General features: G+C 64.5%; 14 protein-coding genes. 6 read left to right on the forward strand and 8 right to left on the reverse strand.

Features of this window, described 5'->3' with window-relative positions; translation table 11 throughout:
- Window positions 1-86: 86 nt before the first annotated feature.
- The 3 genes from VNH11_27055 to VNH11_27065 are packed head-to-tail and all read right to left on the reverse strand — an operon-like array spanning window position 87 to window position 3,419.
- The gene (locus VNH11_27055) at window positions 87-1,220 is read right to left on the reverse strand and encodes an ABC transporter permease (GenBank protein HVA50055.1); all 1,134 of its coding nucleotides are present in this window, start codon (window positions 1,218-1,220) and stop codon (window positions 87-89) included.
- Between the two features lie 20 nt (window positions 1,221-1,240).
- Window positions 1,241-2,392 (reverse strand): ABC transporter permease, encoded by a 1,152-nt coding sequence (locus VNH11_27060; GenBank protein HVA50056.1) that lies wholly within the window; start codon window positions 2,390-2,392, stop codon window positions 1,241-1,243.
- 4 nt (window positions 2,393-2,396) lie between these two features.
- Window positions 2,397-3,419, reverse strand: coding sequence for a universal stress protein (locus VNH11_27065; GenBank protein HVA50057.1), 1,023 nt, complete (start codon window positions 3,417-3,419; stop codon window positions 2,397-2,399).
- A 251-nt stretch (window positions 3,420-3,670) separates the two neighbouring features.
- Here VNH11_27065 and VNH11_27070 point away from each other — a divergent pair, with 251 nt between their 5' ends.
- A complete protein-coding gene (locus VNH11_27070) occupies window positions 3,671-4,978 on the forward strand; it encodes an aminotransferase class I/II-fold pyridoxal phosphate-dependent enzyme (protein ID HVA50058.1) in 1,308 nt (435 codons plus the stop codon).
- 78 nt (window positions 4,979-5,056) lie between these two features.
- Window positions 5,057-7,579, forward strand: coding sequence for a PSD1 and planctomycete cytochrome C domain-containing protein (locus tag VNH11_27075; GenBank protein HVA50059.1), 2,523 nt, complete (start codon window positions 5,057-5,059; stop codon window positions 7,577-7,579).
- Between the two features lie 11 nt (window positions 7,580-7,590).
- Here VNH11_27075 and nadB read toward each other — a convergent pair whose 3' ends face one another.
- The 4 genes from nadB to VNH11_27095 all read right to left on the reverse strand — a co-directional run bounded on the left by nadB (window position 7,591) and on the right by VNH11_27095 (window position 12,604).
- A complete protein-coding gene (gene nadB / locus VNH11_27080) occupies window positions 7,591-9,219 on the reverse strand; it encodes an L-aspartate oxidase (protein ID HVA50060.1) in 1,629 nt (542 codons plus the stop codon).
- Window positions 9,220-9,236: 17 nt separating this feature from the next.
- Window positions 9,237-9,887 carry a hypothetical protein gene (locus VNH11_27085; GenBank protein HVA50061.1) on the reverse strand — a complete coding sequence of 217 codons (651 nt, stop codon included), beginning with the start codon at window positions 9,885-9,887 and terminating at the stop codon, window positions 9,237-9,239.
- Between the two features lie 108 nt (window positions 9,888-9,995).
- On the reverse strand, window positions 9,996-11,261 hold the full coding sequence (locus VNH11_27090; GenBank protein HVA50062.1) for a tetratricopeptide repeat protein: 1,266 nt from the start codon (window positions 11,259-11,261) through the stop codon (window positions 9,996-9,998).
- Window positions 11,258-12,604, reverse strand: a complete 1,347-nt coding sequence (locus VNH11_27095; protein ID HVA50063.1) for an AAA family ATPase — start codon at window positions 12,602-12,604, stop codon at window positions 11,258-11,260. Before VNH11_27095 ends, VNH11_27090 begins: the two co-directional genes overlap by 4 nt.
- A 230-nt stretch (window positions 12,605-12,834) precedes the next feature.
- Between VNH11_27095 and VNH11_27100 the strand changes: the two genes are divergently transcribed.
- The 4 genes from VNH11_27100 to VNH11_27115 are packed head-to-tail and all read left to right on the forward strand — an operon-like array spanning window position 12,835 to window position 15,715.
- Window positions 12,835-13,098 (forward strand): hypothetical protein, encoded by a 264-nt coding sequence (locus tag VNH11_27100; protein ID HVA50064.1) that lies wholly within the window; start codon window positions 12,835-12,837, stop codon window positions 13,096-13,098.
- A 24-nt stretch (window positions 13,099-13,122) separates the two neighbouring features.
- Window positions 13,123-14,121, forward strand: a complete 999-nt coding sequence (locus tag VNH11_27105; GenBank protein ID HVA50065.1) for an ATP-grasp domain-containing protein — start codon at window positions 13,123-13,125, stop codon at window positions 14,119-14,121.
- Window positions 14,118-15,125: a hydantoinase/oxoprolinase family protein gene (locus tag VNH11_27110; protein HVA50066.1), complete on the forward strand. Its 1,008-nt coding sequence runs from the start codon at window positions 14,118-14,120 to the stop codon at window positions 15,123-15,125. Before VNH11_27105 ends, VNH11_27110 begins: the two co-directional genes overlap by 4 nt.
- Window positions 15,122-15,715: a hypothetical protein gene (locus tag VNH11_27115; protein ID HVA50067.1), complete on the forward strand. Its 594-nt coding sequence runs from the start codon at window positions 15,122-15,124 to the stop codon at window positions 15,713-15,715. The genes VNH11_27110 and VNH11_27115 overlap by 4 nt, the downstream gene beginning before the upstream one ends.
- 44 nt (window positions 15,716-15,759) lie before the next feature.
- Here the strand turns inward: VNH11_27115 and VNH11_27120 are convergent, their stop codons facing one another.
- Window positions 15,760-16,407, reverse strand: a complete 648-nt coding sequence (locus tag VNH11_27120; GenBank protein ID HVA50068.1) for a Uma2 family endonuclease — start codon at window positions 16,405-16,407, stop codon at window positions 15,760-15,762.
- Window positions 16,408-16,486 lie beyond the last annotated feature (79 nt).

Below are 16,486 nucleotides of genomic sequence, written 5' to 3' on the forward strand. Positions count from 1 at the left end.
CTGGCGGGTGCCATTTGACAATCCGCGACGCTGCATCCTTTTGCGACGTAGTAGGCGTAAGGTGGGGCCAGCTCGCTGGCCCCACCTTACGCATACCTTTGCCGCATCGCTTCGACCGGCCGCAGGCTGGCGGCGAGGTATGCCGGGTAAATCGCGCCGACGACGCCCATCGACAGTGCAATGGCGATTCCCTTGACGACGATCGCCGGAGAAACGCGGCCTTCAATCACGCCGGCCGCGGAGCGGACGTGAGACAAGACAAGCGGCATGGCCACCCCGGCCACCGATCCGAGCAAGGCGCCAAACAAAGCCAGAAGAAGCGCCTCGGAAAGAATCATCGTCAGAATCCGTCCGCGCCGCCAACCGACCGCGCGGAGTACGCCAAACTCCTGCGTCCGCTCGAAAACCGACATCGCCATCGTGTTCAGCACGCCGATGCCGCCCAAAACGAGCGCCACGGTCGAGGTGAGCCAAGCCATGGCCCGTGCCGCGCGAATCTGGGCGATGCTGCTCACAAAGTCGGCTGTCGAGAGGACCGACAGCCGTGGTTCGAGCCTCTCGATGCGCCCTTTCAATTCGTCGATCGCTTGCTTGGGAGCGCCGGGTTCGGCCTCGACGGTGAAACCGCTCACTTCACCGGCGCGGTCCGTCTCCTTTTGCAGCACGTCGAGCAGCATCACGACGGCCCCGTTGTCGTAAACGTTATGGCTCTCGAAGATTCCCACGACTTTGAACGCCCGGCCATAAAGCTCAATCGAGTCTCCCACCCGCTTGTCCAGATTGCCGGCGAGCACTTTGCCAAGCAAGACGCCCCGCCGGTCGGACGAAGTCAAACTTCGCCCGGAGAGGAACGTCAGACGGTCGAAGAGCGGACACTCCGCCGGCCAGCCGTTGACAATCACCATCATTTGGTCGGCCTCTTCCAGCGACACCACGTCGACCATGCCCCCGATGACCTCACGCACGCCGGGCAACCGGCGAATTCGCTCGCCCAGCCGCTGGTCGAGGCCGCTGGCAAGCTGTTCGCTGCGGCCCGATCGCTGAACGACCAGATCGATTCCGCGCTGGGCGTAAAGATCAAAATACGATTGCTCGAAGCCGTTGGAGATCCCCACCAGCGAGACCACTGCGGTCACGGCCAGGGCGATGCCCAGCGTCGTCAGCAACGAACGCTGACGCCGGCGGAACAGGTTTTTGATGACGAGCGTCAGAAACCACACGCGAGTGCATCTCCTACGGGCTATTCATACCGCAGCGCCTCCGTCGGCTGCAAGTTCGCGCCGCGATAGGCGGGATAAATCGCGGCGATCAAACCCACGACGACCGCCAGGGCAAATCCTGCCAGCACGGTCGCCGCCGAAACGTTGCCGCGAATCAGCCCGCGGGCCACGGTGAATCGGCTGAGCACCGCCACGAGAACGCTCCCCAGCCCCGTACCCAGCACCGCACCGGCCAGGCTCAGCAGGCACGATTCAGACAAAATCATCTCCATCACGCGCGACTTTCGCCAGCCGAGCGCCCGCAGCACGCCGATTTCCTGCGTCCGTTCCATCACCGACATCAGCATGGTGTTGAGCACACCGACGCAGCCGATCACCAGGGCGATGAACGAAGTGCCCCAGGCCATTTCGTCTGCAAGCTGAATCTCCATGTCCTGGCTGACGTATTGTTCGGTGGCCAGCGCGGTCAGCCTCAGCGGATCGCCGCCGTCGTCGGTCAACTGGTCCACCTGCTGCTTGACGGCTTCGATCGCGTCCTTGCGGTCCGACTCATCGGCGGCCAGCATCACCAGGAACTCGGAGACCTGCCCCTTGCGGTCCATGAGTTTCTGCAAGTCGGCCAGCAGGACCACGGCCGCCCCGCTTTCGAACGGGTTTGCGCTTTGATACACGCCCACGACGCGAAAACGCCGCAACTCGATCTCGACCGTGTCGCCGACGCGTTTCTTGAGATTCTTGGCGAGCCCATTGCCGAGCAAAACCCCGTTGTGGTCATCGGCCGTAAGGCGGCGCCCTTCAATCAATTTCAAGTTGTTCCAGACCGGCGATCCGGCCGGCCAGCCGTGTACCGGCAGGCCGACCACGCCGCTGCCGCTGAGCGAAATCACATCCGTCAGCGCCGGCACGACGTCGCCCACGCCCGGCAAAGCGGCAATTCGCCGGGCCAAACGCTGGTCCAAGCTGCTCGACGTCCTTTGGACCGCCCCCGCGCGGACGACCACCAGATCGACGCCCTGGTTCTTATAGGCCGCCGCGGCCGATTGACGCAGGTTGCGCGCCGCCCCGACAAGCGTCACCACCGTGGCCACGGCGATCGCCAAGCCCACGACCGTCAGCGTCGAGCGAAGCTTGCGCCGCAGCAGGTTCTTCAGCACCAAGTCGATCAATCGCATCCCATCACCAACGCCGGTGCGCGACGGACGCCGCGCCCACGGGCAGCAGTTGAGGCTCCGCGGCCACTTCGGCCTTCGTGGGCAGCGTTACCGCAAAACCTTCCGGCTTGACTACGAGCAACGAACGGTCGGACGTGTGCAGGACTTTTTCGGCGGTGTTGCCGATCAGCAGCCCGGACAGGCCGCTCCGGCCGGTACTCCCCATCAGGATCAGGCCGACGTCGAGCTTGCGCGCGGTGGCGTTGATTACTTGGTGAGGAATTCCTTGCGTCACATGGAGCGTGGCCGTGCCGTGATCGAGTCCCATGGCTTCCAACGATTGTTCCAGCTTTTCCAGCGCCAAGCGGCGTGCTCGCCGCCGGTAATAGCTTAGCTCCGCGCGGGTATCGTCGGAAATAGGCGGCACGCCGTAAAGCTCTTCGATGTCATAAACGTGCAGCAGGTGCAGCTTGGCACGCAGCGCCTTGGCCAACACGGCCGCCGTCGCCAGCAGGCGGTCTCCGATCGGCGAAAAGTCGAGCGGAACCAGGATCGATTGGGTCTCGCCGGGCAGCCCCTGGCGAGCGATCCAGACCGGCACCGGGCACGCCCGTGCCAGCCGCGTGGCCGTGCTGCCGACAAACACGCGCTTGACGGCCGACATGCCGCGCGTTCCCACCACGACCAAGTCGAAAGCGTTCTGTGGTACCGCCTCGATCAGGGCGATATAGGGAACGCCCACGAGAACCTGGCTGGCGATCTCGACGCCGGTCTGGCGATGATCGGCGACGAGCGATTGCAAACGCTGTTCGGCGTCGTCGCGCAGCTCGTTTTGCAGCCGCCCCAGGTCTTCGGGCAACGCCTGCCAGGCGGTGCCATAGTCGAGCATCGCAAACGAGACCGAGACATCGCGGATGACATGCGCGACCGTCAGTTTTGCCCCACACTGGCGGGCCAGCGAAATGGCCGTTTCCAGCCCCGTGGCCGCCGACTCTGAAAAGTCGGTGGCCAACAAAATGTTTCGAAAGCGCTCGGGTGTGGCATTCATGGCGTGGCTCCTGCGAAATCGTGTACTGCCCTAGCAATCGAAAGGCAGTTCACGTGCCAAACGTTCCGACAAGCCCTGCCGCACCTAGGCGGACCTGTATTCGGCGAAACTGTCGGGCTGCACGGCGGCGATCGGCGTGCTTTTCCGCACTCGGCGAGCGAAAAGGCACGGGGCGTCATCGCCCGTTTCCCTCGCCGGGCCCGCACGGTATCCTGTAGGTTTCGCTCCGCTGCCGTGTCTTGCTCCGACCAATGTCTCAATCCACCGATCACCGTTCGTCCGACGAGCCGTTCAAGATCGTGCTGGCCGACCGCATGCACCGGTTGCCGCCGTATTTGTTTGGGCGGATCAACGCCATCCTCTACCAGAAACGCCGGGCAGGCGATGATGTGATCGACCTGGGCATGGGCAATCCCGCCGAGCCGCCGCAAGAAGTCGTGATCGAAAAACTCGTCGAGGCGGCCCGCGACCCGCGCAACCACGGCTACAGCCAGTCGATCGGCATTCTCAACCTGCGGCGCGAGGTGGCGGGCAAATATCTTCGCAAGTACGGCGTGCGGCTCGACCCCGAACGCGAAGTCGTGGTCTGCCTCGGCTCGAAGGAGGGCTTCAGCCACATGTGCCTGGCGCTGACGGGGCCGGGCGACACCGCCATCGTGCCAGCCCCGTATTTCCCGGTTCACGTGTACGCGGTGGCCTTGGCCTCCGGCAACGCCATCGCCCTGGAGGTGGCCGACAGCGAGCGGTTTCTGGCCAACATCGCGCACACCTGCGAGCGGCTCTATCCCAAGCCGAAGCTGCTGATCCTCAACTACCCGCACAATCCGTCGACCGTGACGGTCGAGCCGGAATTTTACGTCGAGGTGGTCAAGCTGGCGAAGCGGTACGGTTTCATGGTGATCAGCGATTTCGCCTACGCCGACGTGGCCTTCGAGGGCTATCAACCGCCGAGCTTTCTGGCGGCGCCGGGGGCGGCGGAGGTGGGCGTCGAGTTCACCACCATGAGCAAGGGCTACAACATGGCCGGCTGGCGCGTCGGATTCTGCGCCGGCAACGCCGAGATGCTTAAGGCGCTGGGCACGATCAAGGCTTACTACGATTACGGCATGTTCCAGGCCATCCAGATTGCCGCCATCGTCGCCTTGCGGCAAACGGAGGCGGCCGTGGAAGACCAGGCGGCAATTTACCAGCGGCGGCGGAATGTGTTGTGCGAAGGCTTGCGGCGGATCGGTTGGGAAGTGACGCCGCCGCGGGCCGGCATGTTTGTGTGGGCCAAAATCCCGGAAGTCTGGCAACGCCGCATGGACACCATGCAGTTTGCCATGAAATTGCTGGAAGAGGCCGACGTGGCGGCCAGCCCAGGCAGCGGCTTTGGGCCGGCGGGCGAAGGTTATTTGCGGATGGCACTGGTCGAAAACGAGAACCGCTTGCGGCAAGCCGTGCGGCAGATCGGCCGCTGCCTGGGGCAGGAACACAAAGCGGGACCCAGCCCCTCGGAAAACGGCGCGTCTGCCCGTGTCGAGCCGGTGCCCGGACGCGAGAGCAAAGTGGGCGGGTAAGAGCGTGAAATCTCCGGGCGATTACGATAGACTGAATAGTCCTGCCACGGATGCCCGCCTACTTGTAAGACGCCCCGGATGCTCCGCATCGCCTTTGCTTGCACGGCCTTGATCTTCGCACCGTTGCCCTTTGGAGCCACGGCGAGCGAGGCTGCGTCTCCAGCCGCACAGCCGGTCCACTTTGGCCGACAGATTTTGCCGATTCTTTCCAACCACTGCTTCCAGTGCCACGGACCGGATGCCAAACAGCGGCAGGCCGATTTGCGGCTCGATGACGAGGCGAGCGCCAAACAGGTCCGCGAAGGCCACGCGGCCATCGTGCCGGGCAAGAGCGAAGCCAGCGAGCTTTATCGACGCATCGCCGTCGCCGATGCTGACGAGCGAATGCCGCCGGCGGATTTCCAGCGGCCGTTGTCAGCCGAGCAGATCGCCTTATTGAAGCGGTGGATCGACGAAGGCGCGCCTTGGGGCGGCCACTGGGCCTTTGAGCGGTTGACGCGCCCCTCCATCCCGCAAGCAACCGCCGCCGCCGATCGCCTCCAAAATCCGATTGACGCGTTCGTGTTCGCCCGGCTGGCGCGCGAGCGACTCACGCCGTCGCCCGAAGCTCCGCGAACAACGCTCATTCGCCGGCTGTCGCTTGACCTGCTGGGCCTGCCGCCGACGCTCGCCGAGACGGATTCTTTCGTGAGCGATTCCGGCCCCGATGCCTACGAGCGGCTGGTTGATCGGCTGCTGGCTTCACCGGCCTTCGGCGAGCGAATGGCCTGGGAGTGGCTCGACGCCGCCCGGTATGCCGACTCGAACGGCTATCAAGGCGATGGCGAGCGGACGATGTATCCCTGGCGCGATTGGTCGGTGCAGGCGTTCAACTGCAACCTGCCCTACGACCAGTCTACCGTCTGGCAACTGGCCGGCGATCTGTTGCCCGACGCGACGCAGGAGCAGACGTTGGCCACCGGCTTCTGCCGCAACCATACGATCAACGGCGAAGGCGGTCGCATCCCCGAAGAGAACCGCGTCGATTACGTGATGGACATGACGGAAACCGTGGGCACGGTCTGGCTGGGACTGACGCTCAACTGCTGCCGCTGCCACGACCACAAATTCGATCCGCTCACGCAGCGTGATTACTATTCGCTGTTCGCCTTCTTCAATCAGACGCCCGTGGACGGCGGCGGCGGAAATCCACAAACGCCGCCCGTGATCGAGCTGCCGACCGAAGAGCAACAGTCGCGTCGGCCGCAACTTGCCGCGGCGGTCGAATCGGCAACTGGCGAGCTCGACGCCTTCGAGATCACCTTCTTTCCCAGGGGCGAGGGACAGACGGCGGACCAATCGGAAAAAGCGGCCGGTCTGCCGGACGCGATCAAGGCCGTTCTCAAGCTCCCTGCCCGGCAACGCAACCGCGGCCAATTCGAACAGCTCGAAAAGCACTGGGAAAAGGATGCCGCCGACTATGTCGCGCAGGTGCAAAAGGTGCGAGGGGCAATCGATGCCCGCGATGCGCTCAACCGCTCCATCGCCCGCGTGATGGTGATGGCCGATACGCCGCAGCCTCGGCAAACCTTCATCCTGGAAAAGGGGCTGTATGACAAGCCGCGCGGGTCGGTGACCGCCGCGGTGCCGACCAAACTGCCGCCGTTGCCGGCGGGCGTGCCGGTCAATCGGCTTGGCTTGGCCCGCTGGCTCGTCGCGCCCGACCACCCCCTCACGGCCAGGGTGACCGTGAACCGAATCTGGCAGCAGTTCTTTGGCGTCGGCCTGGTGAAAACGCCGGAAGATTTCGGCGTGCAAGGCGAGCTGCCCCCGCACCCGGAGCTGCTCGATTGGCTGGCGGCGGAGTTTGTCGAGTCAGGCTGGGATGTCAAACGGCTTTGCCGGTTGATCGTCAGCAGCGCCGTCTATCGCCAATCGTCGGCCGTCTCGGCGGCACTGGCCGAGCGCGATCCGGCCAACCGCCTGCTGGCGCGGGGGCCGCGGTTTCGCATGCCCTCCTGGATGATCCGCGACCAGGCGCTCGCCGCGGCGGGATTGCTCGTCGGCCGCGTGGGCGGGCCGCCGGTCAATCCTTATCAGCCGGGCGACCTGTGGGCCGACATCACATTCGACCGCAAGCACTTTCAGCAGGACCACGGCGAGGCGCTCTACCGCCGCAGCCTCTATACTTTCTGGCGGCGGATTGTGGCGCCCAGCCTCTTCTTCGACAGCGCGTCGCGGCAGATTTGCACGGTGAAGCACCTGCGGACCAATTCGCCCTTGCACGCCCTGACGACGCTCAACGACGTGACGTACATCGAGGCCGCCCGCGCGCTGGCCGAGCGGGTTTTGACAGCCGGGCCGGGCGACATCAACGAACGCGTGAGCAATATCTTTCGCCACGTGCTGGCCCGGCGTCCGACTGCCGAGGAACTCGGCGTGCTCACCGCCAGCGTCGAGCGGCTAACGCGCGAGTTCGCCGCCGATCCGTCGGCCGCGGCCGAGCTGCTGGCCGTGGGCGAATCGAAGCGGAACGAATCGCTCGACCCGATCGAACACGCCGCGTATACCGCGCTCGCCAGTGCGGTGCTCAATCTCGACGAAACGCTAAACAAGGAGTGACCGCCGGAACATTAGCCCTTCACAAATGCCAGGTGCTTCCGCCAGTGGGCGTTGTCGAGAGAGGGAAAATCGGTGCGAAGATGGACGCCGCGGCTTTCCTGACGCATGGCGGCGGCGGCGATCATCATCCGGGCCACCCAAAGCATGTTCTGCAACTGCCAGCCCGCGGGATCGTCGAACTGGCGATTGAGCACGTAGCCGCACCAATGGCCCACCGTTTCTTCGGCCTCGCTCAGACCCGAGGCCTCGCGACGCACGCCCGCCGCCCGCCACATCAGGCTCTTCAGCGAGTTGCGGATGTCGTCCAGATCGAGCGTCTCCGGGGCGTCGTCCTGCAATGGATTCTCTAACGCCAACGCTCTAAAATCGTCGGGCATATCGAGCGCCAGACGCGAGGCAGCCTCGCCGGCGCGGGCGCCGTAGACAAGCCCTTCCAGCAGACTGTTCGAGGCCAGCCGGTTCGCGCCGTGCAGGCCGCTGGAGCTGACCTCTCCGGCGGCCCATAAGCCGGGCAGCGTCGTGCGGCCTTCGAGATCGACGGTCACGCCGCCGACCATATAATGCGCGCCCGGCCGGACCGGAATCCAATCGCGCGTAATGTCGATGCCGAACTCCGCACAGGTGGCGGCGATGCCCGGAAAGCGGCCGCGGACGCGCCGCGGATCGAGGTGCGAAAGGTCGAGATAGACGTTGGGGTGCCGCGTCTTTTCCATCTGCTTGACGATGGCTTGGCTCACCACATCGCGCGGGGCCAGCTCGGCGCGCGGATCGTAGTCGGGCATGAAACGATCGCCCCCGCGGTCGACCAGCCGGGCCCCTTCGCCGCGCATGGCCTCGGTGATCAGGCTGCGGCTGCTGCCGGCGATGTAGAGCACGGTGGGGTGAAACTGCATGAACTCCATGTCGCGCAGCTCGGCCCCGGCGCGAAAGGCCAGGGCATGGCCGTCGCCGGTGGCCACGGGCGGGTTGGTGGTTTCGCGATAGATTTGCCCCGCCCCGCCGGTGCAAAGCAGCGTCTGCTTGGCCCACACGAGCGTCTTGCCGTGCCGCGGATTCCAGACCAGCGCCCCGCGGCAAGCGCCCTCGTGCGTCAGCAGGTCGAGCGTGAACGTGTCTTGCCAGGTGGTCACGTGCTCGAGCGTTTGCACGCGGTCGATGACGGCCCGCATCACTTCGCGGCCGGTGGCGTCGCCCAGGGCGTGGACGATGCGGTCGTGGCTGTGCCCGCCTTCGCGGCCCAGGGCCAGCTCGCCCGATTCTTCGTCGAACCGCGCTCCCCAGGCAATCAGCTCGCGGATGCGATCGGGCGCCTCGCGCACCACGAACTCGACGACTTCCGGATCGCACAAGTCGCCGCCCGCGCGAAGCGTGTCGTCGATGTGGTTCTCGAAGCGGTCTTCCGGATCGAGCACGCCGGCGATGCCGCCCTGGGCATAGCTGCTGTTCGACTGCAACAGGCTCTCTTTGGTGACCACCAGCACGCGCAGCCGCGGATCGACGGCCAGCGCCGCCCGCAATCCCGCCAGCCCGCCGCCGACGATCAAGACGTCGGTAAAATGGTGCGGCATCCGCTTGGGATGGAAGGGAACCAGGTAACGCGGTTCATCGGCGCCGAAGCGGGTGGTGACGGTGGGATGCATCGAGACGGTCGCCTATTCTACTTGATGGACCGCACCAGTTTTTCGGCGTCCTCTTCGGAAAAGTCGTCGGCCTTGAGCTGCGCGACGATCATGGCCGTTCCCTGCTTGCCCTGGAATGTCCCTTCCACCTGCACGTATTTTTGCTTGTTCTGCCGGTCTTCGGCTTTTTGGATTTGAAACGTCGCCGGTTCGCCGCGGATTTCCAGCTCGACGTCGCGCGTTTCGAGCACCCGCAGTTGTTTGGCCTGCCGTCCCTGCGCGTGCATCTGCACGTCCATTTGCTGCCTAAACTCAGTGATGTCGCCCATCGCCTTTCCCGCGCTCATCAGGAAGATGCCGCCGTCGCGTTTCGGCGCTTGGTAGGCGACCATCGTCATGAAAGCGTCGCCGCTGAACGGGTTGTTCATGGAGATTGCGACTTCGGGCTTGAAACCTTGGGGCACGTCGAAATCGGCAATTTCACGGCTCTTTTGCGCCACCTCTGCGGGATCCTGAGTCGGTATGAAGGTCCTCTTGCCAAGCAGGTACATGGCTATTCCGCCGCCGCCGCAGCAAACGAACAGCATCAGCAGACAACCGACGCCCAAATACAGCCACACGCTCGTTCTGCTGGATGAGGGCGGCATGGGCGTACGATACGGATCGGAGGCGTTCGGATCGCTCGACATGTTCATGTTTCCAAAGGAATCCAAAAGTGCCGGAACTGCCCATTCGGGGCGAACGACCAGCGTGCAGCAAATTGTCGAATGCCCGACGCCGCGTGTCAATCGAGCGAACTATCGCCGCGTGGGAACGGCCATCAGCACGTTGCTCACCCAGGGCGCGGCAATCGCGCCCCAGATGAAGAGCTGAACGCAGTTGAGCGATAGTCGAAACGCCGTTTCCGGAGCGATCAACAGCGGCAAGAAACCAAGTGTGCCGATGAGCGCCAGGCCGGCCGTGAATAGCGCCATCAGCCGGCGGGGCTTGCCGGGCTGGCAACGGTAAATCGCCGAGATCGGTATGCACAACACGCCGAATACGACCGCGGCGAAATAGACTTCTTCCCGGCCGCTGGCCAGCGCCCAGCCGAGCATGCCGATGCCCGCTGCCAACGAGGCCCCCAGCCAGTTCGATGCCACCACCTGCTCGCGCGAAAGAGCCAGCCGCCCGAAGCGGTTCAACCGCAGCAACAGATTGAACAGCGGATCGGCAACCCAGGTCATCAGGGCGAAGACCACGTAGACGATGATCAGGGGCGTGACCCAGGCCGACCATTCAGGGTTCGCCACCTCGAGATTTCTCAGGCCCCGCACGCCCAAGTAGCCGCCGATCACCACGCCCCATTGGAACCGCGGCGGCAGGCGGGCCATCCAGAAAAACCAGATCAGCATCCAACGATACACGCCGTGCCGGGCCTTCATCGCCTCGACGATGCCCCGCCGCGCCCACTCCAATTCCGGGTCGATGCGGAGCGCTTCGCGAAAGTGCTCCATCGCTTTTTGCGGCTGCCGTTGTTCGAGCAGGGTCCAGCCCTGGTTGGCGTGCGTCAGGGCCACATCGGGATTGCGCGCCAGCGCGGTGTCGATCGTGGCGCCTGCCTCCGCCCGGCGTCCGAGCTTCACCAGGCTCATGGCCCGCAGGTTGGTGCAGGCCACGTGCTCGGGATCGCAGGCCAGGCCCTCCGTCGCGGCGTCGAGCGCCTGGCGCCAGCGGCTTTGCGAAAAGTGGATGCGGGCCAGCAGGGCGAAGTAACTGGCATCGTCGGGATCGAGACGCAGGGCCTCGCTCGCCGCCGGCAGCGCCTCCTTGGGCCGGTTTCGGGCGTAAAGCACTTCGGCCAGGGCGTAGTGCGAAAACGACTGGTCGGGGCCCAAGTGGATCGCCAGCCGTGCCTCGTCCATCGCCTCCGCGTACTTCTTCAGCTCGCACAGGCAGAGCGCCAGTTGCGCATGCACGAGGGGACTGTTCGGTTCGGCAGTCAGATGTTGCTGCAATTCGCCGATCGCGTCTTCATAGCGCGACCGCTCGATGAGCAATTGGGCCCGCGCGAAGTGACTCATCCGAGTTTCATGTGTTTGAGAATGTCGTCGTAGATGCCGCCCTGGTTCGAGTAGAGGGCGTAGTTGCGGGCGGTCGAAAACCACTCGCGGGCCGTCGGCTTGACGGCGCCGGCGGCGGCCAGCAGGTCGGCGGTGCCCAGCGGCTTGGGCACGCCCTCTTTCATCGCCAGCCGCAGCTTGCTTTCGATCGCCACGTCGACCAGCCCCTTCAGGTCGGCGCCGGAGAAATGGTCGGTCTTCTTGGCCACGTGGTTGAAGTCGATCTCGGCCACGGGCTTGCCGCGGCAAAGGATGCGCAGAATCGCTGCCCGTGCCGTCAGATCGGGCGGCGGCACGAACAAGATGCGGTCGAAGCGGCCAGGCCGGCGGAATGCCGGATCGAGGTGCCAGGGAGCGTTTGTCGCCGCCAGAATCAGCACACCTTCGTTGGAGGTTTCGACTCCGTCGAGCTCGGCCAGAAACTGGTTGATGAGCTGCCGCCCCGCGCTGTGCTGCATGTCGGACCGGCGCGCCCCCAAGGCGTCGACTTCGTCGAAGAACAGCACGCAGGGCCGGTTGTTGCGGGCCTGCTCGAACAGCTCGTGCAGGTTCCGCTCGCTGGTGCCGATCCACATGTCGAGCACGTCGCTGATGCCGACGGCGATGAAGCCGGCTTTGATTTCGCCCGCCGTGGCGCGGGCCAGGTGCGTCTTGCCGCAGCCGGGCGGGCCATACATCAAAATGCCGCCGCCGATCGCTTTGCCGTAGGCCTGATAGATTTCCGGGTGTGTCAGCGGGTAGATGATTTTCAGGCGGATCTCTTCTTTGAGCGCGTCCATGCCGCCGACTTCGTTGAACGTGACCCTGGGCCGCTCGAGTTGCTGCGGCATGCCGCGGGGCACGTCGCCCCAGGCCTCGCGCAGCCGGCCATCGACCACGTCGGAATTGGACGAGTCTGCCCCCACGCCCAGCCGCGTGGCCAGCTCGACGTCGGCCACGGCCGCATCGGTCTCGACGGCCAGCTTGTACTGGGCCACCGCCCTTTCGACTTCGCCCGACCGCAGCAGCAGCCGGGCTTGGAGCAGATAACCCGCGGCGGGCGGGTTGCGGTCTTTGGCCAGGTCTTCGACGATCACCAGGGCCGCGCTGTCTTTGCCCTGTTGATAAAAGGCCCGTGCCAGGCCGAGCTTGAGCTGCACGTCGTGCGGCGCCATTGAGAGGGCCTTGCGATACTCGGTCTCTGACTCTTCGGCATGCCCGTGACTGAGCAACGTCTCGGCCAGATGCCGCCGCAAAGGCAGATTGTCGGGCGACAACCGCAGCGCCTCGCGCAGCGATTGCAGGGAATCATCACCGCGAGCCATGAGTGTGCCCTGGAAGCTTGAGCCTGGAAATACGAGTGGTGTCGAGGAACGATCAATCGTAGGGCGGGTGGGTTTGCGCTGTCAAGGTTCGCGAGCGGGCCGAATGCGGTAGCGTGTTTTACTCTCTGCCGCTAGCATAGAGCGAAACTGTGGCGGCGAAGGGGTCAAGGGGGAACGGTTTGTAGCGGAGACCGTACATCAGCTCAATCGGGAGTGAAGGAAACAGGAACATGAATAAAGACGAAATCCTGGCCAAGGTGGCGGCCGGCGAGTTGCCGGTCGAAGAAGCGTCCAAGCTGCTGGCCGACAAAGAGCCGAAGCGCGGCCAGCTCTATTGCAAGGTGAGCGAGAAAGGCGCCGTCAGCGTGTACGGCCTGCAACGCATGCCGGTCACGTTATACGTCGAACAATGGGAACGGTTGCTGGACTTCGGCGACGAAATCCGCACGTTTCTCAAAGAGAACGACTCGCGGCTGAAGCGGAAAGAGCGATAGCGGCTATCGCCCAACGCCTCTTCAATGAAGATGTTTGTTTACGAATACTTGACCGGCGGCGGCTTGTTGGCTGATGCGGGCATGTCCGCCGGAATTGATTCGCTGGCCCGCGAGGGTCGGGCAATGTGCGCGGCGCTGGCCGCCGATTTTGCCGCGGTCGGCGGTATCGAAGTGATGTGCTTGCACGATGCACGACAGGCCGGGCTGCACGCGCCGAACGTTTGCTGGGCTGATGTACGAAGCGCGGCTGAACACGACGTGGCCTTCGACCGCGCCGCCGCCGATGCAGATCGGACGGTGGTGATCGCTCCGGAAATCGGCGGCGTTCTTTTAGAGCGCTGCCGGCGGGTGATCGCCGGCGGCGGCCGATTGCTGGGAAGCTCGCCCCGGCTGGTCGAATTGGCCGGCGATAAGCACGCGACTGCGGTGCAGCTTGCCGAAGCTGGCGTGCCGGTGCCGCGCGGCATGCCCTTCGTGCCGGGCGAACCTTGGCCGCGCGATTTTCCTTACCCTGCAGTCTGGAAGCCGCTCGACGGCGCCGGGTCGCAGGGATTGCGATTCATCGAACACAGCGAGGTTCCATGCGTTGATGCGAGTCGCCGCCGCGGCCGTTTGGAAGCGTTTTGTCCCGGCATGGCGGCGAGCGTCGCGTTGCTTTGCGGGTCGAACGAGCAGGTCGCTCTGCCCCCCTGTCGCCAGCGGCTCAGCCGAGACGGTCGGTTCCATTATCTGGGCGGCGCATTGCCGCTTCCGCCGCCCTTGTCAGACCGCGCCACACGCCTGGCGCGCCGCGCCATCCAATCGCTTCCCGGACCGCTGGGCTATCTCGGCGTCGACCTCGTGTTGGGCGAGTCCGACGACGGCAGCCGCGACGTGGTCATTGAAATCAATCCGCGGTTGACGACCTCCTACATTGGCTTGCGCGCCGCCTGCCGGCAGAACCTGGCCGCCGCCATGCTGGCCATCGCCTCGGACGGACCGTATAACTTGTCGTTCAGTGACGAGATGATCGAGTTTCCATGAATCTTCTGGCTTTCGACGTTGGCGGAGCAAACCTGAAGGCGGCGGACGGCCGGGGCTTCGCCGTGAGCGAGCCATTTCCGCTCTGGCAAAGGCCGGCCGAATTGCCGGCCGCCCTGCGGGAAATCATCGCACGGGCGCCGTCCGCGGAGAAGATCGCCGTCACCATGACCGGTGAGCTGGCCGATTGCTTTGAGACCAAGGCCGAGGGCGTTGCCCACATCGTCGAGGCAGTGTGCCAGGCGGCCGGCCAACGTCCGGTGCTTGTTTACCTGACGGACGGCTCGCTCGTGCCGCCCGAACTCGCCTGCCGGCAACCATTGTTAGCGGCCGCCGCGAACTGGCATGCGCTGGCAAGTTTTGCCGGCCGGTATTGCGCGTCCGGTGGTGCGTTGCTGGTCGACGTCGGCTCCACGACCACCGACATCGTGCCGCTCGTCGATGGCCGCGTTGCCGCACAAGGCAAGAACGATCCGGAACGGCTTGCGGCGGGCGAGTTGGTCTATACCGGTGTGGTCCGCAGCCCGGTCTGCGCCGTCGTCGATGCGCTGCCTTGGCGAAAGCAACAGGTGCCGGTGGCCGCGGAGTTGTTTGCGACCACGCGCGACGCCTATCTGCTGCTCGGCGATCTTGCCGAAGACCCGACCGATTGCCAGACGGCGGACGGCCGTCCGGCCACGAAGTCTGCCGCCCGCGACCGCCTGGCGCGGATGATTTGCGCCGACCGCGACCTGTTCAGCCAAGAAGACGCCCTGGCGGCCGCCGTCGCCGTCGCGCGTGGCCAATTGTCGCAGCTCGGCCTCGCCGCCCGAAACGTGCTGCGACGATTGCCGGAAGTGCCGGGAACAATTGTCATCTCAGGCCAGGGAGAATTCATCGCCCGGCAACTTTGCCAGCGTCTGCAAGTGCCGGCACCGATCGTTTCGCTGGCCCAAGAACTGGGTGCGACCGTCTCGCAAGCGGCGGCGGCGCATGCGTTGGCCGTAATCGCCGGGGAACGCACGTGAACCAGCTCGCCGGCCCACCGGTCCGTGTCGTCAAACTGGGCGGCAGTCTTCTTGATCTGGCCGATCTGGCCGACCGGCTGCGGCGCTGGCTTGGCGAGCAACCCGCCGCAGCCAACGTGCTGGTCGTGGGCGGCGGACGTATGGCCGACGTGGTGCGTGACTTCGACAGGCGGCATGGTCTTCGTTCAGCCGATGCCCATTGGCTGGCCATTGCCGCGATGGCGTTGAATGCACGACTTGTGGCTGCATTGCTGCCCGAGGCCCTGTGGTTGGAATCGCTGCTCGACAACGGCATTCGCGACGCACCTTTGTCTATCCTCAATCCGGCACGCTTCCTTCGCGAGGACGAGGCCGCTGGATCGGCTGGTCGGTTGCCGATGAGTTGGCAAGCGACCAGCGACTCGATCGCCGCGCGCGCGGCTGAACTGCTGGCCGCCGACGAGTTAGTGCTGCTGAAATCAACGTCCCCGCCCGAACCGGCGACGGTTGAGGTTCTGCTCGCGGCGGGATACGTCGACGCCTTCTTTGCCAAGGCAAGCGGAGGCGTGGCGCGCGTTCGATACTGCAATTTGCGGGACGGAACCAGCTAGCCGCAAAAGGCATTCAGCACGATGGGTGCCGGATGTTTTTCGCGCTATTTTTTCTTCGGCTTGGCGAACAAGGGCCGCAAGGGCATCGAAAACCCCGGCAGCACATCGCCGCCGGACAAGGTCGCGTTTTCATCGAGCACGGTCGATTCGTCTTTGCCAGTAAACACTTCGACGGTTTTCTTACGCGGCTCGACGAACCACACCAGGCGGACGCCGGCGCCGAAATAGTCGTCCAGCTTGCGGTCCATTTCCGGTTTCGTATTGCCCTCGCTGAGCACCTCCACGGCCAAATCGGGCACGATGTTGGGAACCGGTTCTTCAGTGATGCCGTCGGGAAATTCTTTCCATGAGGCGAAGGCCACGTCGGGAATCCGCACCATTCCCGGAAAAAGTCGCATCATGCCGCCCTCGCCGCTCACGACACCCAGATTATGAGTCTCGACAAAATCTCCCAACCGCCGCGCAATGGCCACCGCGATAACGCTCTCGTAGAATCCCACGGTTTTCTCCACCAAAACGCCCTCGACCAATTCACAAAGGCGGTTCTCATGCTCCTCAATGTCGATCACGTCTTGTTCCGTGGCGGTGCCCGGAACGGGCACACTCCGAATGCGCCAGGCGGGCATGGGACCGAACAGTTCGGCCAGATCGGTCAGCGTCATCGCGTTGGGAGGGTTTTCGACTTGTGCCATAACGACTCAGGAAAAACGCGGTCACTTGTAATTCTGACACGTTCGGCGCCGAGCGGCAAGCGCGATGGCTTGTGCCATC

The sequence above is a fragment of the Pirellulales bacterium genome, from assembly GCA_035533075.1.
Taxonomy (GTDB): Bacteria; Planctomycetota; Planctomycetia; order Pirellulales; family JAICIG01; genus DASSFG01.